Source organism: Candidatus Symbiobacter mobilis CR (assembly GCF_000477435.1).
In the GTDB taxonomy this organism is placed as follows: domain Bacteria; phylum Pseudomonadota; class Gammaproteobacteria; order Burkholderiales; family Burkholderiaceae_C; genus Rhodoferax; species Rhodoferax mobilis.
In genome coordinates, this window is the sequence record NC_022576.1 from 2,108,907 (window position 1) to 2,133,023 (window position 24,117).

At 61.2% G+C, this 24,117-nt stretch carries 15 protein-coding genes; 7 read left to right on the forward strand and 8 right to left on the reverse strand.

Going from position 1 to position 24,117, the window contains the following annotated elements; genetic code table 11:
- Positions 1-25 precede the first annotated feature (25 nt).
- Positions 26-2,479 carry a DsrE/DsrF/DrsH-like family protein gene (locus CENROD_RS08650; RefSeq protein WP_022774649.1) on the reverse strand — a complete coding sequence of 818 codons (2,454 nt, stop codon included), beginning with the start codon at positions 2,477-2,479 and terminating at the stop codon, positions 26-28.
- 323 nt (positions 2,480-2,802) lie between these two features.
- On the opposite strand from CENROD_RS08650, the gene CENROD_RS08660 reads away from it, so the two are divergent.
- The 4 genes from CENROD_RS08660 (at position 2,803) to CENROD_RS08675 (ending at position 9,081) form a co-directional block, all read left to right on the forward strand.
- Positions 2,803-4,104 carry a serine hydrolase domain-containing protein gene (locus tag CENROD_RS08660; protein WP_187292293.1) on the forward strand — a complete coding sequence of 434 codons (1,302 nt, stop codon included), beginning with the start codon at positions 2,803-2,805 and terminating at the stop codon, positions 4,102-4,104.
- A gap of 17 nt (positions 4,105-4,121) precedes the next feature.
- Positions 4,122-6,209: a GGDEF domain-containing protein gene (locus tag CENROD_RS14100; protein ID WP_202961144.1), complete on the forward strand. Its 2,088-nt coding sequence runs from the start codon at positions 4,122-4,124 to the stop codon at positions 6,207-6,209.
- Between the two features lie 128 nt (positions 6,210-6,337).
- The gene (locus CENROD_RS08670; protein WP_022774663.1) at positions 6,338-8,407 is read left to right on the forward strand and encodes a M3 family metallopeptidase; all 2,070 of its coding nucleotides are present in this window, start codon (positions 6,338-6,340) and stop codon (positions 8,405-8,407) included.
- Positions 8,408-8,412: 5 nt separating this feature from the next.
- Positions 8,413-9,081 (forward strand): glutaredoxin family protein, encoded by a 669-nt coding sequence (locus CENROD_RS08675; RefSeq protein WP_022774666.1) that lies wholly within the window; start codon positions 8,413-8,415, stop codon positions 9,079-9,081.
- Here the strand turns inward: CENROD_RS08675 and holA are convergent.
- The 5 genes from holA to CENROD_RS08700 all read right to left on the reverse strand — a co-directional run bounded on the left by holA (position 9,078) and on the right by CENROD_RS08700 (position 15,499).
- Entirely contained in the window at positions 9,078-10,130 is a 1,053-nt protein-coding gene (gene holA / locus CENROD_RS08680; RefSeq protein WP_022774669.1) for a DNA polymerase III subunit delta, read from the reverse strand. The genes CENROD_RS08675 and holA overlap by 4 nt on opposite strands.
- Positions 10,131-10,157: 27 nt before the next feature.
- Complete coding sequence (locus CENROD_RS08685) at positions 10,158-11,693, reverse strand: methyl-accepting chemotaxis protein (protein WP_022774672.1); 1,536 nt, start codon at positions 11,691-11,693, stop codon at positions 10,158-10,160.
- Between the two features lie 78 nt (positions 11,694-11,771).
- Positions 11,772-12,191: a hypothetical protein gene (locus CENROD_RS08690; RefSeq protein ID WP_022774675.1), complete on the reverse strand. Its 420-nt coding sequence runs from the start codon at positions 12,189-12,191 to the stop codon at positions 11,772-11,774.
- Between the two features lie 13 nt (positions 12,192-12,204).
- Entirely contained in the window at positions 12,205-13,389 is a 1,185-nt protein-coding gene (locus tag CENROD_RS08695; RefSeq protein WP_151194608.1) for a hypothetical protein, read from the reverse strand.
- A 154-nt stretch (positions 13,390-13,543) separates the two neighbouring features.
- Positions 13,544-15,499: a lytic transglycosylase domain-containing protein gene (locus CENROD_RS08700; protein WP_022774681.1), complete on the reverse strand. Its 1,956-nt coding sequence runs from the start codon at positions 15,497-15,499 to the stop codon at positions 13,544-13,546.
- A 22-nt stretch (positions 15,500-15,521) separates the two neighbouring features.
- Between CENROD_RS08700 and CENROD_RS08705 the strand changes: the two genes are divergently transcribed.
- The 3 genes from CENROD_RS08705 to CENROD_RS08715 all read left to right on the forward strand — a co-directional run bounded on the left by CENROD_RS08705 (position 15,522) and on the right by CENROD_RS08715 (position 18,451).
- Entirely contained in the window at positions 15,522-16,133 is a 612-nt protein-coding gene (locus tag CENROD_RS08705; RefSeq protein ID WP_051360447.1) for a 5-formyltetrahydrofolate cyclo-ligase, read from the forward strand.
- Positions 16,134-16,250: 117 nt separating this feature from the next.
- Entirely contained in the window at positions 16,251-17,114 is an 864-nt protein-coding gene (gene minC, locus CENROD_RS08710) for a septum site-determining protein MinC (protein WP_022774688.1), read from the forward strand.
- A gap of 47 nt (positions 17,115-17,161) precedes the next feature.
- Positions 17,162-18,451 (forward strand): mechanosensitive ion channel family protein, encoded by a 1,290-nt coding sequence (locus CENROD_RS08715; RefSeq protein WP_022774692.1) that lies wholly within the window; start codon positions 17,162-17,164, stop codon positions 18,449-18,451.
- 185 nt (positions 18,452-18,636) lie between these two features.
- Here the strand turns inward: CENROD_RS08715 and CENROD_RS08720 are convergent, their stop codons facing one another.
- Together CENROD_RS08720 and CENROD_RS12575 are read right to left on the reverse strand one after the other, a co-directional pair.
- Entirely contained in the window at positions 18,637-19,755 is a 1,119-nt protein-coding gene (locus tag CENROD_RS08720) for an HD domain-containing phosphohydrolase (RefSeq protein ID WP_022774696.1), read from the reverse strand.
- A gap of 97 nt (positions 19,756-19,852) precedes the next feature.
- The gene (locus tag CENROD_RS12575) at positions 19,853-24,070 is read right to left on the reverse strand and encodes a PAS domain S-box protein (RefSeq protein WP_022774700.1); all 4,218 of its coding nucleotides are present in this window, start codon (positions 24,068-24,070) and stop codon (positions 19,853-19,855) included.
- Between the last annotated feature and the right edge of the window lie 47 nt (positions 24,071-24,117).

Consider the following 24,117-nt stretch of genomic DNA (forward strand, 5'->3'; position numbering starts at 1 on the left):
ATCCCGGCAGCAACCCGACGATCGATCAAACGAACAGATTGACGTTCGAACGGTCGGCTTGTTCGAGGTACATCGCCACGCCACCGAATTCGACGCCGTCGATCAGCTCTTCCTGCTTGATTCCCATCAGATCCATCGACATCGTGCAAGCGACAAGGCGCACGCCCGATTCCTGCGCGATCTTGACCAGCTCGGGGAGCGAAGACACATTCTTGCGCTGCATGATGGCCTTGATCATGCTCGTTCCAGCACCGCACATATTCATTTTGGAAAGGACGAGCTTGTCGGTGCCACGGGGCATCATCCAGCCGAACATGCGCTCGACGAAGTTTTTGGAGACCTTCACGCATTCTTTGCGACGCAGGGCATTCAGCCCCCAGAAGGTGAAGAACAGCGTGACCGGGCTTCCCATCGCCGCTGCTCCCGTGGCGATGACGAATGCGGCCATGACCTTGTCGAAATCGCTGCTAAAGACGATGATCGTCTTGCCCGATCCCCCCGAAGGCAGCGCGGCAGGCGCCGGAGCGGCTTGCCCCTGTTTGCGGATCACTGCGGTCGTTCCGGCAGCTTGGGCTTGCAAGCTCAGCAGCTCGTTGCCAGTGACCTTGCACCAGGAGCGCACGTCGCCGGGGAAACCCGGATCCGTCGCGGTGATTTCGAGCACTTGGCGGGGTTGCAGCGTGTCGATGGTCTGCTTGATGCGCAGGATCGGGCCGGGGCATTGCAAGCCGCAGGCATCAATGCGCACTGCGGGAACATTCGATTCCAGCGGTTGGGGCGCTTGCTGCGCGCCGGAGTCATCGACCAACTCGGCTTCCGTATGCTCGGGTTTGGCGAATAGCCCGAGCTTGGCTTCGTACGTCAGGTACCCGCCGGACAGGTTCCGGCAGCGGAACCCGTGTTGCAACAAGATGCGGCACGCCAAATACCCACGCAGCCCCACCTTGCAGTACACGAGCCATTCCTTGTCCTTGGCCAGCTCGCTCATACGCGAACGCAAGTCGTTGAGTGGAATATGTATCGCGCCGGGGATCATCCCCAGTTCGACTTCGGCAGGGTCGCGCACGTCAAGCAGCCCTTGATCTGGCTTCGGACGGGTGACTTCCTCGACATGGCAAACCCCACAGGAACCGTCGAGCACGTTGGTGGCGACGAAGCCCAGATAGTTGACGGGGTCCTTGGCCGACCCATAGGGGGGGGCGTAGCACAGTTCGAGATCCTGCAAGTCCCGCACGCTCAGTTTGGCGCGCATCGCCACGGCCAGCACGTCGATGCGCTTTTCCACGCCTTGCCGACCGATGGCTTGGGCGCCCAGAATGGTTCCCTTGGCGGGGTCAAACAGGAGCTTGAGGCTGATTTGCGAAGCGCCTGGGTAGTAGCTGGCGTGGCTGGCAGGGTGGATGTAGACCTTTTCGCAGGGGATGGACTTTTCCGCAAGCTGCTTCTCATTGACCCCGGTCATCGCGACCGTCAGGCCAAAAATTTTGCAGACTGCGGTGCCCTGGGTGCTTTTGTAGACCGAGTGCCTGCCAAAAATGTTGTCTGCAGCGATGCGGCCTTGGCGGTTGGCTGGGCCGGCCAGCGGGATGATCGTAGGCTGTTGGGTGACAAAGTCGGTGACTTCGACCACGTCGCCGACCGCGTAAATAGCAGGATCGGCGGTGCGCATGGTGTCATCGACGACGATCCCGCCACGCTGGCCGACTGGCAGCCCGGCGACAACGGCCAGCCGTGATTCGGGCTTGACGCCGACGACAAGAATCGCCAGGTCGAACTGCAAGGATTCGCCGGTACCCAGCTCGACGCGCAGGGCATTGCCCTCGTCCGCAAAACCTTTGACAGCCGTGCCCAGGCGCAGATCGACCCTATGCAAGGCGAGTTCCTGGTGCAGGAACGCCGCCATTTCCGGGTCTACCGGCTCCATCACCTGCTTGCGCAGTTCGATCAGCGTCACGTCGAGCTTGCGCTCACGCAGGGCTTCGGCCATTTCCAGCCCCACATAGCCCGCTCCGATGACGGCGACTTTGCGTACCCCGCCGCCGTCGAGCTTGGCTTTGATGGCGTCCATGTCGGCCATGTTTTTCAGCGTCAGCACGCGGGGCAGGTTGACGCCGGGCAGCGGTGGGCGCACAGGTTCTGCGCCGGGGCTAAGGATCAGAAAGTCGTAGGGTTCCCGACGCTCGGTTCCCGTGGCCAGGTCACGGGTGAGCACGAATTTGCCAGCGCGATCGATCTGGAGCACCTCGGTGCGGGTGCGCACGTCGATGCGGAACCGCGCGCGCATCGCTTCAGGGGTTTGCACCAACAGGCGCTGGCGGTCGGCAATCACGCCGCCGATGTGGTACGGCAGCCCGCAATTGGCAAAGGAGATGTACTCCCCGCGCTCGAACAGAACGATTTCGGCATCCTCCGACAACCTTCTAGCTCGCGCCGCAGCGGAAGCACCCCCCGCCACACCACCGACGATCAATATCCTCATGCAAACCTCCTGATAGGGAAAAAAAGGGAAAGGGGAATTGCCCAGCAAGCAAGCACGGGCAAGAAAAAAGAAAAACGCAGCGCAAAAAAAAGGCCCGACGTGACGGGGCCTTTGCGCTGCGATGCCTTGGATTTTATGCTTGCGCCCTGGCGTCAGGCAGAAGGGGAAGGGAGATGCATACCGAGTGCGTGTACTGGTCGACTGTGAGCACGGCCGACATCGGTGCATCGCGACTGCCGTCGCTCGTACCAAACGGGGACATGCCACGCTTCCATAATGCACCCTCTCTTTCCCCACCCACGACATACCTTGCAAGGAACGCCATGGCACGACCTGTATCCCTCTCTTGCATCTTGCGTTGTGGGCCTTGCTGGATACGCCTGGGGGTTGGGGGAATCGTCGTGGCGCTGCTTGTCGCCTGCCAAGGCTCACAAGCGCCCGGTTCCACGGGCCTGCCCACCGCCGCACCGAAACAAGTCGGCCTTTCTGCATCGGGTTTGGCGCGCATTGACGCGCTAGTGAACCAGGCCATCGCCGACCGCATCGTCCCCGGCACGACGGTGCTTGTCGCCAAGAATGGCAAGGTGGTCTACCACAAGGCTTTCGGCCACGCCAACCTCGGCGTTCCGATGACCACGGACACGATCTTTTTGATGTACTCCAGCAGCAAGATCATCGTTGGCATTGCGGTCATGCAGTTGGTGGAGCAGGGCAGGCTCCGGCTTGACGACCCCGTTTCCCAATACCTTCCAGAATTTGCCCACCCCCAGGTCAAGGTCAAGCTGCCCCCAGGTTCGCCCACGCCTTACCGGCTGGAACCGGCGCGCAGCCTCATCACCGTTCGCCAATTGCTATCGATGACTTCGGGCATCGTCGGCTACTGGGACGAAGACTTCATCCCCGCAGGCGTGGACATCGGCGCGGGGGATCCCGACTTCGACTTGGCGGAAAACACCCGCCGCCTTGCCACAGTTCCCCTGCTGTTTCATCCAGGAACAGAATTCGGTTATGGCCTCAGCACCGATGTGGCCGGACGGGTGGTGGAGGTGGTCTCGGGCCTGTCGCTGGCAGACTACTACCAGCGGCACATCTTCGGTCCGCTGGGGATGCGCGACAGCTTCTTCTACCCCCCCACCGACAAAATCGGTCGCACTTCTGTGTCCTGGGAAAGTGACGGTCAGCGACTGACCGGCAAAGTCAGCCCCCACGCCCACCGCAACAGAAAGCTCTATTCTGCGGGGGTCGGCGTGTATTCGACGACTGCCGACTATTTCCGGCTCGGGCAGATGTTGCTCAACGGCGGGGAATACGGCGGTGTGCGTATCCTGAAGCCAGAATCCGTCCAGGAAATCCATACCAACCAGGTCGGCGATTTGCCAGGGGTAGACAAGTTTCACTTTTTTCAGCAGGGGTACGAGCGCTACGGCCTGGGCTGCTTCCTCAACGGCAAGGGCAGTTTTCGCGATCCTGGTTCGGTCAGCGTGCTGGGGTTGGGAGGCAAGAACCTGGACCTGAATTTCGACCGCAACCTGCTGATCGTTGTGCTGCAAACCGTGCTGCCCCCGAAACCCGCGTGGGAAATCTCCGAGCAGATTTCCCGATTGGTGTACCAAGCTCTCGAATAGTTCCGATTGGCCCGGTCGTGACGTTGCGCCGCACTATCCTGATGCGGGTCGGGCTGCTGCTCGGCCTGTCGGTGTTGTCCTTGTCCGGCGTGTTTTACGCGATCTTTGCCCACGACGTCAAGCAACGCACGCAACTCTCGATCGAAGCGGCCTTTGCCTTGCTGGCGGACACCATGCAACAAAAGCAGCGGGAAATGGCGCGCGAGGTGGAAAAGCGCAATTACCCGATTCGCGCAGCGCTCGACAAGGTGCGGGCAGCGCGCCAAAAACCGCTATCGCCGCATCCAGCGCAGCGCCTGGCTTGGATCCAGTCCGTCGTCGCACAGACCGCCCCGCTGGCGGATCACCTCTATGACTTGGCCGACGCACTGGGCCGGGAAGGGTTGCACATTGCCGTCTATGACGACCTTGGCAGGCTGCTTCTGCTCTACGTGGCCGACGATACCCCGCACAAAACGGTGTACCTGCACCTTCCCGAGTGGCAGCCCGGCATGTTGCTGGTGCAGCGCAAAAAAACAGTGCTCGTTGGCAGCGGCGTCGCCCGCACCGTTTTGGCAGAAGAGCGCTTCAGCCGGGGGGATGCCTTGCAACGGCTAGACACGACGCCCTTGCCCGACTTTGTGGCGCCAGGCTTGCCGGTGCATGCCATTGCGGCCCCCGCGCAGGAACGGTTCGCGCTGCTGCATCGGCGCCCTGCGATCGAATACCGTGCCCCGGTACACGGGGTGCCCTCCGGGTTCGACTACTTCTCTCCCGTCGACCAAGAACCCGGGCGCGCAGACCCCCCCAACGGTTTGCTCCTTCTGTCCCTGGCATGGGGCGCTTCAGACATCCAGCGCATCGCGGCTATGAGCCGCACCGACATCAATGCCTATGTCGATGGCCGTTGGGTACTGGGAACGCTCCATCCCTACACGCACTTTGCACACCCGTTGCATTCCGTCGTAGACCGGGTTTCCTTCGGTACCTTCGTCAACACCCAGCCTATCCAGCCAGTCGTTGCCCGCACGGTGGCCAGCAATGCCTACTACGAAAGCCATATCGACGTCGGCAACGAGGAGGGTCCCGTGGCCTCGGTGGCGGTGCTGCGATCCCGTGGCACCGAACAGCAGTCCATGCGAACGATGTTGCTGAGCATTGCCGGGGCGGTCATCCTCTTCGGGCTGCTAGCGGCTACAGAAGCGGCGCGATTCAGTCAGGCCATCTCCACGCCAATTCGCAGGATGGTGCATGCGATGGAGCGCCTGGCACGCGGGGAACTCGAACCGGTGGGTGCTGTGGAACGCGCAGCGTTCGTCGAGGTGCGCCAAATGGATCGTGCCCTCGACGAGTTGCTCCACGCCAGTGCGGACACTGTTGCCCTGGCGGAAACCATCGCCGCAGGCAACCTGGCTGCACATGCCACGCCCCGATCCGACGGAGACCGGCTGATGCATTCGCTCAACCGGATGGTCGAGCAACTGCGCGAACACCACGAGCGCACCCAGCAGGCATTCGAAGAAGTGGAGCTTGCCAACCAAGCCCTGGCAGACTCCAACGAGAAACTGGAAGCACTGAGCAACACCGACGCGCTGACAGGCATCGCCAACCGTCGGCAGTTCGACTTGACGTTGGCTGCCGAATGCGAACGTCATGCTCGCACCGGCGCTGCGCTGTCGCTGATCCTGCTCGACGTGGATTTTTTCAAGCTGTACAACGACCACTACGGCCACCAGCAAGGGGACGAATGCCTGCGGCAAGTGGCCCAGGTGCTGGCCGAGGCCACCAAACGCCCCACCGATCTGGCCGCACGCTACGGTGGGGAGGAATTTGCCTGCATCCTGCCGGGAACGGAACCCGCTGGCGCCAGCAAAGTGGCCGAACAAATTCGCCAGGGCATCGCGGCGCGTGCCCTGCCGCATGCACGCTCGCAGGTCGCAGACTGCGTCACCGCCAGCCTCGGGGTGGTGAGCGCGGCCGTTGGCGCCCCCAACACCCCCGACGATTTGCTACGGCAGGCTGACCAAGCCTTATACCAAGCCAAGGCCCAGGGACGAAATCGGGTGTGTGTGGCGGTTGCACCCAGTAGGAGCGGCGACAACCGCAATGGCGGTCGGCAGGGATAGCCCAAGGCGCGTGGGCCGAGCCATGTTGGCCAAGGAATGTGCATATTGCAGCCCCTATCGGGACTGTCTGCAAGTTTTTCGTACGATCCCCCGTTTTGGATGAGATCCTCCTACCTCTTGCCACCCCTATGCCTGCTGCCCACAACCCCCTGCTGCACCTTGACGACCGTCCCGACTTTCCCGCCGTCCTTCCCGCACATATCGAACCTGCGATCACGGCGCTGATCGACCAGGCGCAGGCTGCGCTGGAGCAAGTGGCCGCGCCGGACTTTGCTCCAGACTGGGATGCCATGGCCAGCGTGTTGGGCGTTGCCGTCGAGCGGCTTTCCCGCGCATGGGGGGTGGTGGGGCACCTCAAGAGTGTGTGCGATAGCGCGGAATGGCGCGCTGTGGTGCATGTGGTGCTGCCCCGGATCACGGAGTTTTTTGCGCGTCTGGCCAGCGATACGCGCCTGTATGCCAAGTACCAGGCGATTCCGCAGGAAGGGCTGGGGCGAGAGACCCTGCGTGCGCTGCGCAATGCCCTGCGGGACTTCGTTCTGGGCGGGGCGCAGCTCCAGGGGGAAGAGCGCGAACGCTTCTTGCAGTTGCAGGAATGCATGGCGCAGGCCAGCCAGACTTTCAGCGAAAACGTGCTCGACGCCACCGAAGCCTTTGCGTACTTCGCGACGGAGGACGAGGTCGCTGGTTTGCCCACAGACGTCATCGCACAGGCGCGGGAGCAGGCCCAGGCCGAAGGCCAGCCGGGGTACAAGCTAACGCTGAAAGCGCCGTGCTACATGCCGGTGATGCAGTTTGCACACAGCCGTTCGCTGCGCGAGCGCCTGTACCGCGCCTACACGACACGCGCTTCGGAACAGGCGGCCGAAGCAGGGTGCCGCTGGGACAACACCCCCGTCATCGCCGATCTACTGCGCTTGCGGCAGGAGGAAGCCCGGCTGCTGCGGTACTCCAGCTTTGCCGAGGTCTCGCTCGTTCCCAAAATGGCCGATTCGCCCCAGGACGTGCTGGCCTTTTTGCGTGACCTGGCTCGCAAGGCCCGCCCCTATGCGCGCCGCGACGTGCGGGCACTGCGCCAGTTCGCCGCGCAGCAACTGGGTTGCGATCACCCCGAGGCTTGGGATTGGACATACCTTGGCGAGCGGCTGCGGCAATCCCGCTATGCGTACAGCGAGCAGGAGGTCAAACCCTACTTCCCGTTGCCCAGGGTGCTCGACGGGCTGTTTGGCTTGGCGCGTGCCTTGTTCGACATCGGTATCGAGCCACACGATGCCCCAGTCTGGCATGAGGACGTGCGCTGTTTTCGCGTCTCGCGCCTGGCTACCGATACATCTCCTGCCACGGAGCTAGGGCGCTTTTACCTCGATACGACGGCGCGCAACGGTAAGCGCGGCGGTGCTTGGATGGACGAGTACCAAAACCGCTGGTTCCGTGCAGACCGGCAGCAGTTGCCGATTGCGTACCTGGTGTGCAATTTTTCCACCGGGGCGGATGGCAAACCGGCATTGCTGACGCACGAAGATGTGCTGACCCTGTTTCACGAGTTTGGCCATACGCTGCACCATCTGCTCACCCAGGTCGATGAGGTCGAGGTCGCAGGCATCCAGGGGGTGGAATGGGATGCCGTCGAGTTGCCCAGCCAGTTCCTCGAACACTTTGGTTGGGAGTGGAACGTGCTGTCACGAATGAGCGCGCACGTCGATACGGGCGAACCCCTGCCTCGCACGCTGTTCGACAAGATGGTCGCCGCACGCCATTTCCACAGCGGGTTGCAGCTTCTGCGACAGGTGGAATACGCGCTGTTTGACATGCTGCTCCATGCGCAAACCCCACCCCCGGCGGAGGTACAGGCCCTGTTGCAGCAAGTACGCGACGAGGTAGCCGTGCTGCCTTCGCCGCCATGGGCGCGGCCTGCGCACACATTCAGCCACATTTTCTCCGGCGGGTACAGCGCGGGCTACTACAGTTATTTGTGGGCCGAGGTGCTGAGCAGCGATGCCTACGCCGCCTTCGAGGAAACGGCGTCTCCCGACGGGGAGCTGGATCGACGAACCGGGCTGCGCTTCCGCCAGGAGATTCTGGAAGTGGGGGGGAGCCGACCGGCGATGGAGTCTTTCCAGGCCTTTCGCGGTCGTGCGCCACGCATCGATGCCCTGCTACGGCACCGTGGGTTGGGGAACAAGGAATACAAGGAGTGATTGCCATGGATCGATATACATCCCTACCGTTGCCACCGCATCGCATGGTGGCGCCTTGGGCTAGGGGGCTGTGGTGCTGCGCCCTCGTCGCCGCCGTATGCAGCGCGTACCCAGCCGGGGCGCAGACGATCTACCGCAGCGTCGATGCCAAAGGCAGGGTGGTGTTTTCGGACAAACCGCCTGCAGATACCGACAACGCCCAGCCGCTGGACATCCGGGGGGCTGCGGCAAGCGATGCCGTGACGACCACCGGGATGCCGTTTGCATTACGCCAAGCGGTCAGCCAGTACCCCGTGACGCTGTACACCACCAAAGGCTGTGTCCCTTGCGACGGTGGGCGGGCATGGTTGCAGCAGCGCGGCGTGCCGTTTTCCGAAAAGCTCGTGCAGTCGCCGGAAGACGCCAAGATGCTGCGCCAGCTTTTTGGCAGCGTCTCGATTCCGATGCTGACCGTCGGGGCACAGCACCTTCGGGGGTTTTCCGAGGCCGAGTGGGTGCAGAACATCGACGCTGCGGGCTATCCGCAAGAGTCCCAGCTCCCGCCCGGGTACAGCAACCCGGCGCCCGTTGCGCTCGTCCCCCCCAAGGTGCCCGTACCGGCTCGTGACGCCGAACCCGCGCAACCTACTCCAGCCACCCCTTCTGTCGCGCCGCCAGCGGGGTTGCAGTTTTAAGACGGCCGCCCCAGTACCTTGCACGCCCGCAGCGCAAGCTGTAGCACCGCTTGCCAGGGGTCTTCGGGCCAATCGGGGTGGCGCAGCCCCTTGGTGATGCCATCGACCTGGTGCGCGGCTTGCACGAGGTGCCCCAAATCTTCTCGACGCAGGCGGGGAATAAGCTGCTCGAAGGCGCGGGCTTTCTGGTACCAGATGCGGTGTTCTTGCAGCGCAGCAGCCAGCGCCTTGCCAGCGAGCGTGGCCTCTTTCACTCGCCAGAGCGCACGCAAGTCCTCGGCCAAGGTGAAGAGCACGAGGACGACGGCTTCTCCCTCCCCTTGCAGTGCGTCGAGCACGCGCTGCACGCGCTGGGCATCGGCGGCGAGCACGGCTTCGGGAAGCTGAAAGACGTGGTAGCGGGCAACGTCGAGCACGGCCTCGGCGATCTGTTCGTATCCAAGCTCGCCTTGCGGGTACAGCAGCGCGAGTTTCTGGATTTCCTGGTGCGCGGCGAGCAAGTTGCCTTCGACCCTGTCGGCAAAGAAATCCAGCACGCGCTGCCCTTCGGCCCCGGCGGGGACGCGCTGCCCCTGCTGGCGCAGGCGTTGGGCGATCCACTTGGGCAATTGCGCACGATCCACCGGCGGGACGTCGATCGTCACCCCTTTTTCCAGCGCGGCGAACCACGACGAACCACGCGATGCCTTGTCGAGCCGGGGCAGGGCGACAAGGGTCGTCGCCGTATCGCTGCGCAAGGCATCCTGTGCCAGGCGTTGCAGGGCTGTGCTGCCTTCCTTGCCGGGTTTGCCGTTGGGGACGTGCAGCTCCAGAATCTTTTTGGGCGCGAACAACCCCACGCTGTGTAGCGCCATCCAGACTGCGCTCCAGTCGAAGCGCGGGTCGGTGCTGACGTAGCGCTCGCGCTCCGCAGCTCCTTGCGCACGGGCTGCTGCGCGCAGAGAGTCCATGCACTCCTGGACCAGCAAGGGGTCGTCCCCCACAACGGTGTACAGGCTGCGCAGCCCGCCAGCCAGATGATCAGGAAGCTGCGCGGGGCTTAGCGCCATGGCCGCACTATCTTGGCGTACCGTTTCTCAGCGCCCCAAGGCCGGCCAGGATGCGGATGCGACCTTGAATACGCTGACGGCTTCCACCATGGCGTTGGCCTGTTGTTGCAAGGACTGCGCTGCGTCGGCGGCTTTGACGACCAGTTCTGCGTTCTGGCGCGTCACCTGATCCATCTGGAAGATCGATTGTTTGATCCGCTCGATTTCTTCGGATTGGTGTGCGCTTTCCGCAGTGATTTCGCCCATGATGTCCGCAGCGCGCCGCACGCCGTCGACGATCTGATCCATCGTGCTGCCCGCCTGCTCGACGAGCTGGTAGCCTGCATCGACGCTATCGACCGACGACACGATGAGCGCCTTGATTTCTTTGGCGGCTGCGGCAGCGCGGCTGGCCAGGTTGCGCACCTCGCTGGCGACAACGGCAAAACCGCGCCCTTGCTCCCCGGCGCGCGCGGCCTCGACGGCAGCATTCAGGGCGAGGATGTTGGTCTGGAAAGCGATGCCATCGATCACGCCGATGATGTCGCCGATCTTCTTGGACGAGGCATTGATCGACTCCATCGTCTGTACCACCTGCTTGACGACGGTTCCACCCTGCAAGGCCGTATCCCGCGCCGAACCAACGATGGCGTTGGCGTTGAGGCCACCTTCGTAGTTGCTCCGCACCGTCGTGGCCAGTTCTTCCATCAAGCGGGCCGTTTGCTTGAGTGCGGTGGCCTGTTCTTCGGTACGGGTGGAGAGATCGATGTTTTCGGAGGCAATGCGCGTGGTGGCGTCGGCCATGGTTTCCGCACCTGTCCGGATGTGGGTGACCACATCAGACAGGTTGTCCTGCATGTGCGCGATGTAGGCGATCAGGCTGGACGTGTCCTGGGACACAACGTCGATATGCACGCTGAGATCCCCGCTGCCAACACGCTGTACCGCTGCTGCTGCGTCAGACGGCTCAGCGCCCAAATCATTCCACACCGAGGTAATGATGGCACGCGACCCTAGCCCCAGCCCCACGACGATCAATACCCCCAGCACCGTGCTGATGGTCAGCGCGTCCCGCTGCGCTTGCGCGACGTTCTGGAAACGGGCTTCGAGGGTGCGGTGCGCTTCCTCGCGGGAACGTTGGGTCTGGACCGCCAGCTCTTTTTGCGCGTTGTTCATGCGCTCGACAAGCTCGGGGCCGATGCGGTGTTCCAGCATCGCTTGCGTCGCCGCCAACGCTGCGGAATGGTAGGCATCGAAGGCTGCAACCAGCGCCTCGGCAGGCTGCCCCTTGCCGTCAAGCTGGCGCGCACGGGTCAGCGCGTTGCGCACGGCATCTGCGCTGGCCTGGGCGTCGCGCAGGCGTTCGGCCTCGCCCTCGGAGGCAGCGGCCTGAAAGTCGGCCTGGAGCTGGTGTACCCCGCGCTCCGCTTCGAAGAGGTACTCCAGGTACGGTGTTTCGACCGTGCGGAGCAATTCCAGGTTGCGGTTGTTGCGCACCCCCACGGTCAGGCTCAGCGCCAACCCCACTGCAAGTGCAACGCCGACGCTCGCGGGGAGCGCCCACATCTTCGAACGGAATTTCATGGCTACTCCTGTAGAGCCTGGAAGGCGCTTGCAGGCTGCGGGGAACAGGCCAATAGCCCGCGCCGTAGCCTACGTGGGTCAATCGACTGCCAACAGCACCTTGACCGAAGAATCCACCTGGCTTTTTTCGATATACCCGACTGTGCCAGGATGGGCGGCAACGGCTTTTTTGACCGCTGCGGAGTTCGCCACCTCTTTGGGCGGAGTGGCTTTGCCGGAGAACATCAGCCTGGACCAAGCTGCCTTGATTTGCGCTGCGGATTTGCCCGTGACCTTGGTGTAGAAATGCTCCCGCGCCGACGAGGAATCCGGCAGATCCAAGAGCAGGGCCGTGCCAAACCCTGGGAGCTGCCCGGATTTGCCCAGGAATAGGCTGGCGGCTTGTTCGAGGGTCAACGAAGTAGCCGGGCTGCCCGCGCCGACGACGACGGCGACTTGCGCCACCGAGGTTTGCGCCCACAAAGCCAGCGCAACGGTGGCCAGAATATGTTGTTTCATGAGGCGGCTTCCTTCAGAACACCAAGTCATAGGCGATGCGCAACACTTTGCCATCCCCACCGTAATTTTTGGTGATGTCGGTATTTTTGTCCCACTGCACCTTGATCGCGTTGCCTGGGCGCAAGTCGTAGCGCAGGGTCAGCGAGGTCCGTTTGTATCCGGTGGGTGGGTACAACTCGATATCCGAGCTTTCCTCGGTGAACTTGGCGTAGTTCAAGAAGGGTGTCCACGCGCCCCATCGGTACCCTGCACCGATGGTTTTGGCCGGAGCACTGACGGTATAGCCGTCCTGCGGGTAGTCGCGGGTGAGTTTGGTGAACTCGGAGAGCACGAACCAACTGTCGAAATCGAGATTGACCGCAATGCCGTGCGCACGCAGTCTTTGCTGTTCTTCCCACGGGTCGTCGGGGTCAGCGGTGTTATCGATATGGATATCGGATTGCATCGTGACCAGGCGTGCGACGAGTGGGCCTCTGCTGAATTCGGCGTCCGCGCCAACGAGGTTTTTCCACTTCACGGTGGTAGGACCTTGATATCCATCCATATAACCGAGCAACTCGTAGTACAACGAATCATCGACCTTTTCCTGCCCCGCAAAGAGGCTGGCACGCACGTCGGTACCCTGGACATTGCCTTCATAGCGCACGCTCGCGCCGTTGTAATTGGTGGCTTCCCATCCATACAACTCGGGTGGCGGCGTGATCCAGGGGTATGACAGGCCGATGTCCTGAAAGTCCGAGTAGTAATACAGCGGGATCCTCTTGCGCCCGGCTTGTACCTCGAAGGCATCAGAGAGCTTGACGCTGGCATACGCCCACGTCAGCGTGGGGCGCTCGTCGGTGCCCCGGCTGACGATTTGCGCTGTCACACTCGCGGTATCCGTCAACGTATAGGTGCCTTGCAATCCGATACGACTCTCGGGGGTAATCGAGAAATCGCGCCCATAAACGCCAGCGTTGCCCCAGTCCGCGATGTAGCAAGGACAGGTGGCATCGAGCATTTGCGCGGTTCCGTATACGTCGGGAACGCCGTCCCACACCCTGCCACCGACCAGGGACAGGTAGCCGGAAATCTGCAAACGGGAAGATTCCGCAGGCAAGGAGTCCGGTTCGGCGAATGCCGTCAAGGCAAAGGTGCCCAGCACGGCCGCCATACCCAGACGCGAACTCCGCCACGAAGGTACACGAGGACTAGTCATGATAGGGGAGGAAAAAAGACGAAAACCCCCAAGATGTGGGGGGGCTGGCGGCGCACAAGGCAGCCCGAGAATGCACTCGCATGGATTGTAGGGAGCGAAATCGGGCGCTACGGAGACAGTGGTACAAGAGGAAAAAAGGGTGGTCGGAGCGGGATCAGGGCAGCCCTTCTGGCAGCTTGCCGACTGCGTTGCTTGATGTCAACCGGCTGCGCAGGGACTGGGGTTGGCCAGTCAGCAATGCGGCATACATCGTCGCGTTGGCCAGCACTTTTTTGACGTAGTCGCGGGTTTCGCCAAAGGGGATGGACTCGATCCACGCCGCGCTATCGATAGCGGCAGGCCCGCAGCGCCATTGACGGGGCCGGGCGGGGCCGGCGTTGTACGCGGCCGTTGCCATGGGCAATGCGCCTGCAAAGCCATCGACGAGGTGCCGCAGGTATGCAGTTCCCAGACGGAGATTCACGTCCGTATCGGTCAACTGTTCCGGCGCAAAACCTGCCATGCCTACATCCGCTGCCATCCACCGTGCTGTGCGGGGCATAAGCTGCATCAGCCCCGTCGCCCCCACGCCGGAGCTTGCATCGACGAGGAATCGGCTTTCCTGACGGATCAGCCCCAGCACGAAAGCAGGGTCGAGGCCCGCCATCGTGCTGGGGCGGACGATGGCTTCACGGTACGGCATGGGGTAGCGCAAGCTGATGTCGATGTCTTTGCGGGCGCGTTCACTGGTGTGGATGCAGCGATCCCACATTTGTTTTTGGCATGCCAATTCCGCTGCGGCGAGCAGGGATCGGTCGTCCATGCCGCCGGGGGTGTGCAGGCTCGTCGTGTAGTTCCATTCGCGAATCCCGATGGCGCGCAACCCCACGGCGATGGCAGCCAGCGCACGCTGCAACCCGGGGTTGGATCGGGCCTGCCGTCGCTCTTCGGCAGTGAGGGGGGCTGGGCGTGGTGGTGGGGCGATGAGCTGGCCCAGCTCTTCGAGCGCGAGCATTTCATAAAAGCCCCCGGTGCTGGCAATACGCTGCAATGCAGCATGCGCCTTTTTGCGCTGCGAAGGCAGGGCGCCGGGTTGCAGCAGCGAGCGTGCATACCAGTACACCCATACGGGCTGCGCGGCGACATCCGGTCGCATGGCTTCGATGCTGCGGCGCACCTCGCTCCAATGACTTTGGCATAGCGCGGCACGCACCCGCCATGCCAAGTGGTCGTCGGTTTGCCGCTCAGGGCGGGCGTAGCGAAAGTAATCCAGGGCGCCGCCGCTGCGATCGAGCATCGCTTGTCTGCCAATCGCCCCCCATACCCATGCGCGTTGCGGCTCGTAGAGGTAGCGGCCCCATCGGCGCGCCAGTTCCGCTGCGGCGCGATGGGGGAATTGCGTTGCCAGCCGGAGGAGCGCCAGCGTGGCCAGCTCGCGCGACAGGACATCCCTGCGTGGCAGCGAATGCAAGAAACGTTCAGGCCGCTCCAGCGCCTCGTCGGCCAAGAGCATCGCTGCGGGCGCGACCATCTCCACCGCCTGCTTCGCTGTGCGCAGATGTCCGCCTTGCGCGGCGATGCGGGCTTTTTCCCACACGTCGTCGGCAGTCAGGTGCCCTGCGGCAAGGTGGCTCTGGGCAGCCAGGGCGCAGGCGTCGTCCGGGGCTTTCAGCGCAAACCAGAGGGAACGCACTTCCTCGGCATTGGGGATGGCAGTGGTCAGCAAGTCCCGCGCCAGGGTGTAGCAACGCACTGCGGGGTCGTCGTGCATCCGGTACCCGGCCAGCATCTGCGTGAAACGGGGCCAATCCCGCCGTTGCCCCAGCACCAGCAACCAGTCGTTGCGCAAGCGGTCTTCGTGGTACGTTCCGGCGTGGCTGCGCAAGAATGTGGCGACTTCGGCATCGCTGGCGGTGTCGAGGCGGACACGCAGCGCCCAGTATGCAGCCCATGGCGCAAGCAAATGCCCCCGTGCTTGCGGAAGCAGCGCCTGCAAAGTGGTGCTATCGTTCTTCTGAAACGCCTCGTGCATGCGCACGATCACCGCATCCGCCGACGGTTGTGCCCCCGCCGGGGGGATGCATAGAGCGCCGACGACGGCGATGCCTGCGCACAGAGCCTTCCATTGCATGGATCAAATTATGGATGGTGGTATGGATAGTGGCCACGGTACTCCAGCTCACTCTGATGGGGAAGACAAAAAATCGCTGCGCAAACGGCTGTTGGCGTACCGAACCCACATGCCGGATCGGATGGAGCGCGTGGCGATGCTCCAGCAAGTGCTTCGGGTCTGGCTGCTTGCGCGACCAGACACCTCCGTTGGCGCCTACTGGCCTATTCGTGGGGAATTCGACCCCCTGCCTGCACTGCATCGGTGGAAGGAAGACGGCGAGCTGCTCGAATACCCGCAGCGCCGCAAGATCGGCCTGCCCGTCGTCGATTCCGCGCACAAAACGCTGCGCTTTCACGATTGGTACCCCGGCTGCCCGATGCAGGAAGACGCTTTTGGCATCCCCAAGCCGAAGGATACCGACCAAATCATCCCGACCTTGCTGTTCGTTCCCTGCGTGGGGTACGCCGCCGGGGGGTATCGCCTAGGCTACGGCGGCGGGTTTTACGACCGAACGCTGGCCACGCTTTCCCCACGGCCCTACACCGTGGGGGTAGGTTTTGCCTCGGGCTTCCTGCCCGACTTCTACCCCGAACCCCACGACCAGCCGCTCGATGCCATTCTCAACGAGCACGGCGTGGTGTGGCCCGTGTAGAAACCGGCCCCCAAGCCGCGCCGTAGCCATTCCATAGCAGCCCCATGGCCCTCTCTCAGCGGCCCCAAAGTGCGTCGATAGAATCATTTGAAGGGTGTTTTGTCCCGAGGAGATCCAGTGGGTACGTTGTTCGACATCAAAAGTCATTTCCTGCAAAGCACCGTACTGCTGTTGCGTACCGATGCATTGGAAGACGTCGCCGCATCGTTGTTGCAGCGTTTCGGCCCGGATAGCCAATCGAGTGGATTTTTTGACGACGACCCCGTCGTTCTCGATTTTCAGGATTGGGACATTCCCCCCGGCACTGCCTTGGACACCTTGTTCGCGGCGCTGCGAAGTTGCAGGATGCGCCCGGTGGCGTACCGCAGCATCTCGCCTGCGTTGGCTGGCGCGTTGGAAGAACGTGGCTTGTTCTCTGCGCCTGCACCACAACGGCGCGTGCCTGCATCGGCTACGCCCACCGCTTCCACCAACGCCGAGGCTGCCCAAGGGCATGGTGGGGAATCGGCCCAGCCTGCCCATTCCGGCAATGCGACCACGGCGGCCGCCCCGACCCATGCCGCCCCTACAGCCAACACGGAGCAAGCTGCGGATATTGCAGCAGCAGTCGCTCCCCCGGAACCCCCCGTCGGCCCACTCCCCCCCGTCGTCGTGCGCAAGCCTTTGCGTTCGGGCCAAAAGGTCTATGCACGCTCTGCGGATTTGCTGCTCCTGTGCCCGGTGCATTCTGGCGCGGAAGCGGTGGCGGATGGCAGCATTTACTCCTACGCTCCCCTCAAGGGCAGGGCGATTGCCGGGGCCAGGGGCGATACGCAGGCGCGCATCGTTACCACGTACCTTGATGCAGAGCTAGTCTGCATAGCCGGGGTGTACTGCACCCTGGACGGTGAACAGGCTTCCGGCTTGCGCTGCAAGCCAGCGCAGGTCTGGCTCAGCGAAGACGGGCAGGAACGCCTGGTCTTCGATTCCCTGGGCGTTTGATGGTGTTGCCCGCAGGCGCTGCAAGCACGGGGAGCGCCGCAAGCGTGATGCAAGCGGGCACCCTGCCTTCGCAGCTCGATGGCTGGCGGGCCTCGCTGCTGCATGTCGGCGCCTTGCTTGATACCCTGGTGCTGGCCGGGTGCGTGGCGCTGGCGTGGCTGATCGCCCAGCGATTGGCACGCGCTTTTGGCGCGCGCGAGGGCACGGCAGCCACGCCCAGCACGTCGATCATGTTTGGCCGTCGCGTCATCGACGGCGTGCTGTTCCCCACGCTGCTGATGGGGCTGGCCTTTCTGGCCGTGCGGGGTTTTGCGGGTTCGCTGCACTCGCCGGTTTTTCACCTCGCGATCCCGATCTTGCTGGCTTTGGTGAGCATTCGCCTCACGGTGAAGGTGCTGCAAGCGGCTTTTCAGGAAACGCCGCTCATTCGAATGCTCGAACGCAGCATTTCCTGGCTGGTCTGGCTCACGCTCGTGTTGTGGATCACCGGGCTGTTGCCACTGGTGCTGACGGAACTCGACCAAATCCACTGGAAGGTCGGAGACGTAGACCTTTCCCTGCGCAAGATCATCGAAGGAACGCTCACTGCCGCCGTCGTGCTGATTCTGGCGCTGTGGGTATCCGCAGCGATCGAGGCACGGCTGCTGCGTCGCGCAACGGGTGGGGAGCTGAGCCTGCGGCTGGCCGTCAGCAATGCCACGCGCGCTTTGCTACTGTTCGTTGGGCTGCTGGTTGCGCTGTCTGCGGTGGGGATCGACCTCACTGCGCTGTCGGTGCTTGGCGGCGCTATCGGTGTCGGCATCGGCTTTGGGCTGCAAAAACTTGCGGCCAACTACGTCAGCGGTTTCGTGATCCTGGCCGAGCGCAGTATGCGCATCGGCGACAGCATCATGGTCGATTCCTTCACCGGGGTCATCACGGAAATCAGGGCGCGCTATACGGTCATTCGCTCGTTGACGGGACGCGAGTCGATCGTTCCCAACGAAATGCTCATCACAAGCCGCGTCGAAAACCTCTCGCTGGCCGACCCCAAGGTGTGGCAATCGACCGTCGTGATGGTGGGGTATGACAGCGATGTCGATCTCGTGATGTCGCTGCTCTCGCAAGCCGCCCTACGCCAGGAACGGGTCCTGCGCGACCCCGGGCCTTCGGTAGCGCTGAGCAACTTCGGCGCTGACGGGCTGGAATTCACGCTCGGGTACTGGATTGCCGACCCCGCCAACGGCACGCTGAACCTGAAATCAGCGATCCTGCTCGACGTGCTGCATGCGCTGCGCAAGCACGAGATCGACATTCCCTACCCGCAACGGGTGGTACACCAGGCGCCATTGGCTTAGAACCTATTCCAGTAGGGGCTGGACTGCGACTGTTCCGCGACTGTTGTCGCAGGGATGTATGCCACATGGTCCCGGCTGGGCATATCCACGCAGACCGTACCAAGCAATACGGAAAGTGGGTCGGCAAGTGGGTGGAAACCTTCCTAATCCCTACTTCCTACTTTTTCATCTCTATTTTTTCATCCCTACTTTCTAATCCCTGCTTCTTCATCGCAATAGCTCATCGCGATGGCTCGAAATTCCCCTTCGACTTCCAGTAGTGCATCGGCGATGTCTGGATCAAAATGCGTTCCGCGTTCCTCCACAATCATTCTTACGGCTTCGTCGTGGGAATATGCGGATTTGTAGACTCGCGCCGAAATCAGGGCGTCGTACACATCGGCCACAGCCATGAGGCGTGCGGCGAGAGGAATGGCATCCCCGGAGATGCCCTGAGGGTAGCCGGAGCCATCCCATTTCTCATGATGACTATAGGCAATATCTCTCGCGTAGCGAAGAAAGTTCGTCGATGCACCGATCTCGCCTTCTGCCTGGGATATGGCATCGCGGCCGTATTCGGTATGCCGTTTCATGATGACCCATTCCTCATCGGTCAATTTGCCTGGCTTCAGTAGTATGGAATCGGGAATGCCGACTTTGCCGATGTCATGCAGGGGCGCTGACTTGAACAGCAATTGGATGATATCGTTGCTCAATTCCGCCATGAAACGGGGATGATTGCTGAGCTTATTGGCCAATGACTGTATGTATTTTTGCGTGCGGCGAATATGGTTGCCTGTTTCATTGTCACGAATTTCCGCCAGTGCGCACAGGGCCGTGATGATGACATCCTGTACTGCGATCACTTGTTCTTTCTCGTGCAGCACCTCGCGGGTGCGTTCAGCCACCAGATGTTCCAGTTGTAGATTGCGATCACACAATCGGCGGCGGGCCTGCGCTAGTTCCAAATGGTTGCGGATTCGGGCAAGAACGATCGCCCGCGAATACGGTTTGTGGATAAAGTCCGCAGCCCCCAGCGATAGCCCGTGCTCCTCGTCCACCACGCTATCGAGGCTGGTCAGGAACATTACCGGAATATCCTGCAACCGAGGTGCTGCCTTGATTTGTCGGCACACTTCAAAACCGTCCATGCCCGGCATCACTACATCCAACAGGATGAGATCGGCCGGTCTAGCCGCCATGAGGTAGTCCAGCGCCTGATGCCCGTTACTCAGTGCATGCACAAAGTACTGTGTCTCTAGCAGATCTTCCAGGATGAGTCGGTTGGGTAGCTCATCGTCCACAATCAGAATATGGGTGTCCATTGGTATTTCCTACTTTTCTTCCAGCAATTGCTGCGTGGCCATTACCACATTGCCTGTGCCTGGGTATTCCCGCAATGCGAGGGCCGATCATTGGGCCTCAGGCATCTCCGTCCTGCTGACTGCGATGCACCAGTTCAGCCAACACGGCCTCCAATGCGCACGCCAAGGTCTCGACGGTTCCCGCTTGGATGGCGTCCCCGCCACGCATGACTGCCTCGAAGGTCTTCGTCAGCTCATGGAGTTGGGGGGCTTCCATGCTGAACCCCTTGAGGCTGTGCGCCATGAGCGCCATGGCCTCACGATCACCGTCCCGGGCTGCCCCCCGAAGCTGGGTCGGCATCTCGGCAAAGTGTTCGTGCATCGCGGTGGCTAACTTTTTGACGAATGCATGACGTCCGTGGTGACGGAGGAGCGTCATCGGCCAATCAACGGCGCTGACAGCTACCAACGCGCTTTCGGTAGCCATTGCCGCAGGAACTGGTGCTGCCGAGGCTACGAATCCAGGCGCTGGCCGCTCGTCCTCGAAAGCTTTCCACCTGCTGGGTTGGGTTTGACGGCGGATAGCGTCCACCAGCACTTTCAGATTGATCGGCTTGGTTACCACGTCTACCATGCCTGATGCGAGACATTTGGCCCGCTCCTCGGCCAGTGCATAGGCCGTAAGGCCCACGACGGGGAGGGCCGGGGCCATCAATCTGATTCGGCGAGTGGCCTCGAAACCGTCCATGCCCGGCATCTGCACGTCCATCAGTACCACGTCGAAGGCTGCTGCTCCCGCCTGTTGCAGACAGTCGAGGGCCTGTTGGCCGTGCTCCGCCAAGACTACATGCGCGCCCTCATGCACGAGAAGGTCCTCCAGCAGCATCCTATTGACAGCAACATCGTCCACCGCAAGCACTGATAGCCCGGACAAGCCACAGCCCACGGTAGGCGACACACCGGCTGCATCCTCCACAGCGGCCACTGCCGGTAATCGCAAATGCAGGGTGAAACTGCTCCCCCTGCCGAGAACGCTTTCCACGCTGATATCGCCCGCCATCAAACGGGCAAGATTCATGCTGATCGCCAGTCCCAGGCCGGTGCCGCCGTAGGTGCGCGTAGTCGATGTATCCGCCTGCTCAAAGGGATGAAACAGGCGTGCCCGCTGTTCGTCGTTCATACCGATGCCGGTATCGGTGATCCGAAAATCGGTATCGTCGCCATCGCGTTCCACTGCGACGGTCACTACACCGGTAGCAGTGAATTTGATGGCATTGGACAGCAGGTTGGTAAGAATCTGCGCTAGACGCAAACCATCGCCTTCCACCCACTCCGGCAATTCGGATGCCAAAGAGACGCGCAAGGATAGGCCCTTATCCTTGGCGCGACCGGTGACAAAACTCATCACGCCCTCCATGACGTCGAGCAGGGCGAAGGGTCGGTTTTCTATCTGGAGTTTGTTGGCCTCGATCTTGGAGATGTCCAAGATGTCGTTGATCACCCCAAGCAGATGCTCTCCGGCATCGGCGATGCTACTGAAGGTATCGCTGGCTTGGCTCCCGGCGCCGTCGCGCATGCCGATCTGTGCCAGCCCCAGAACGGCATTGAGCGGCGTACGGATCTCATGGCTCATATTGGCAAGGAAAGTGCTCTTGGCCAGATTGGCTTTTTCCGCCGCAGACTTTGCGCCCTCCAGTTCCAGGTTCTTTTCCCGCAGCACTTGATCAAGACGCTTGCGTTCCGTCACATCACGCGCTGCAACAAATACACCCTGCAATTTCCTATTCCGATCATATAAAGTGGTGGCGTTGAAGGACACTGCGGTTTCTTGGCCGTTTCTTGCACAAGCGGTAAGCTCGTAGTCGGTCACCTTTTTTTCACTCAATACGAGTTTGATGCTTTGATCAGCCTGATCTGGATCGGTAAAGTAATTCTTTAATGGCGCTCCAATTAATTCGTCCCGCGTGTGATCGGTCAGTGCTTCCATCTGCTTATTGACGTCGGTAATGATGCCGGATGGATCGGTGGTCATCAGCGCATCGATATTGGATTCAAACAGGGAGCGTGTATAGAACTGGTGGTCCCGCAAGCGCTGAGCGAGTTGCTCTTGTTCTGCCTCGATTTGTTTGCGGGCGGTGTTATCGGTACCGATCAACAGGTAGCCGATGATGGCGCCCTCGGCGTCACGCAGGGCCGTTACCGAGACCACCGCTGGAAAGCGCGTGCCGTCCTTGCGGATGTAGGTCAACTCATAAATATCCTCAATGCCGCGAGAAGCCTTGAATACCAATGCTTCAAAGCCTGGTGCAATAGGGGTTTCGAGTTCGGTGGTCAGTGACTTGGCGCGTGCAATCACTTCCTGCGGATCAGAAATATCGGCAGGCGTGATCTTGTTCATCACTTCCGCCGCCGTGTAGCCCAGCATGCGTTCGGCGCCCACGTTGAAGATCTGGATCACGCCTCGGGCGTCCGTGGCGATGCTGGAGAAGTTGGCGCTATTGAAGATGGCGCTCTGCAGGGCGCCGGCCTTGAGCAGCGCTTCTTCCGCCTGCTTGCGGGCCGTGTTGTCGGTACCGATCAACAGGTAGCCGATGATGGCGCCCTCGGCGTCACGCAGGGCGGTGACCGAGACGACCGCCGGGAAGCGGCTACTGTCCTTGCGGATGTAGGTCAGTTCGTAAATGTCTTCGATACCACGAGATGCCTTGAACACCAAGGCTTCGAAGCCTGGCGTGATAGGGGTATCGAGTTCGGCGCTCAGGGTTTCGGCGCGCGTAATCACCTCTTTGGGGTCCGAAATGTCCGCCGGAGTGATTTTGTTCAGCACCTCAGTGGCGGTGTAGCCCAGCATGCGCTCGGCGCCCACGTTGAAGATCTGGATCACGCCTTGGGCGTCGGTGGCGATGCTGGAGAAATTGGCGCTATTGAAAATGGCGCTTTGCAGTGCTCCAGCCTGGAGCAAGGCATCTTCCGCCTGTTTTCGTGCGCTGATGTCGATGATGGCAAAGTGCAGAACCGTTTGTCCTTCATCTTGCGCAACGGTACCAGTCAAATACGCCCAGAATGGCCGACCATCCTTTCCTCGCAATTGGAATTCGACTGTCTCCTGCGCGCTCGTCTTGGTCAGCCTATTCTTTAATACATGAAAGGAGTCGGCATCTGTCTCCAAAAGAAACTTGGAAAAGAATTGTCCATTCAAAGAGGTCTGTTCCTGTCCAAGCAGGGTGGCTATGGCTGCGTTGGACTCCATGATTCGCCCGTCTATGCTCAAGGTGCAGTAGCCGACGGGCGCAAGGTCGTAGAGGTCGAAATAGCGCGCTCGCGAGGAATCCAATTCTGCCTGCGAACTACTCAGTGCTTCATTCTGGGCTTCCAGTTCTTCCCTTTGCTTACTGAGCACCCGTTGCGCCGCGTACTCTTCAGAGACGTTACGGAACACCAGCACTGCACCGACCACGTTGCCGTCGCTGTCGCGAATCGGCGCGCAACTATCCGCAATATCTCTCTCGCTGCCATCACGTGCAATCAACACCGTGTGATTGAGGAGGCCCTGCATCGTTCCGCATGTCAATGCTGCCGTAACCGGGATCGTCGCTGGCTGCCGCGTGACTTTGTTGATGATGTGAAAAATGTCGTCTACTTTGCGGCCGTTCGCTTGCGCGTTTGTCCAGCCGGTAAGGAGTTCGGCGGCGGGGTTCAGCAGCGTCACGCACGCTTCGGCGTCAGTGGCAATTACCGCATCACCAATGGAATTGAGCGTTACCGTGAGCTTTGCCTCGCTGACTTGCAAAGTGAAGTTGGCATGCCGTAACTGCGCATTCGCCACGTCCTGCGCATCAAGCAACTGCCGCGTTTCGATCAGCAACAAACTCTTGATCCGCTGCTGTGTTTGCTGATGAATCAAAGAGGCGAATGCAATGGCAAACAGCAGCGCCAACATACTTGAAATAGTTACCAGGACAAAAGAGCGGGATAACTCCGCATTGGCCTTCGCATTGAGTTGCTCCAAAGAATCTGACTCTACCCGATTGAACTGTATGAACTCGGCACGAATCGCATCCATTATGCGCTTACCATCATCACTATTGAACAATGCCAGAGCGCCATTCTGGTCATTGTCACGACGCAATTGAATGGATCGCGCCATTTCCTGCAACTTCTCATGAATCAATGGTTCCAGTGTGTCCAGATGCTTATGGGAACCGCTGATGAAGGCCATCCTACGAAGTTCATGCAGATTCCCACTGATGTCGTTGGTCACTGCGAGGTACCGTTCCAGATAGGCGCCATTGCGACTGAGCAAATAGCCGCGTTGACCAGTCTCGGCATCTTTCAATTTGGGTAACTTCTCAAAAAGTTATGGCAATATATTGTTTTTCGTAA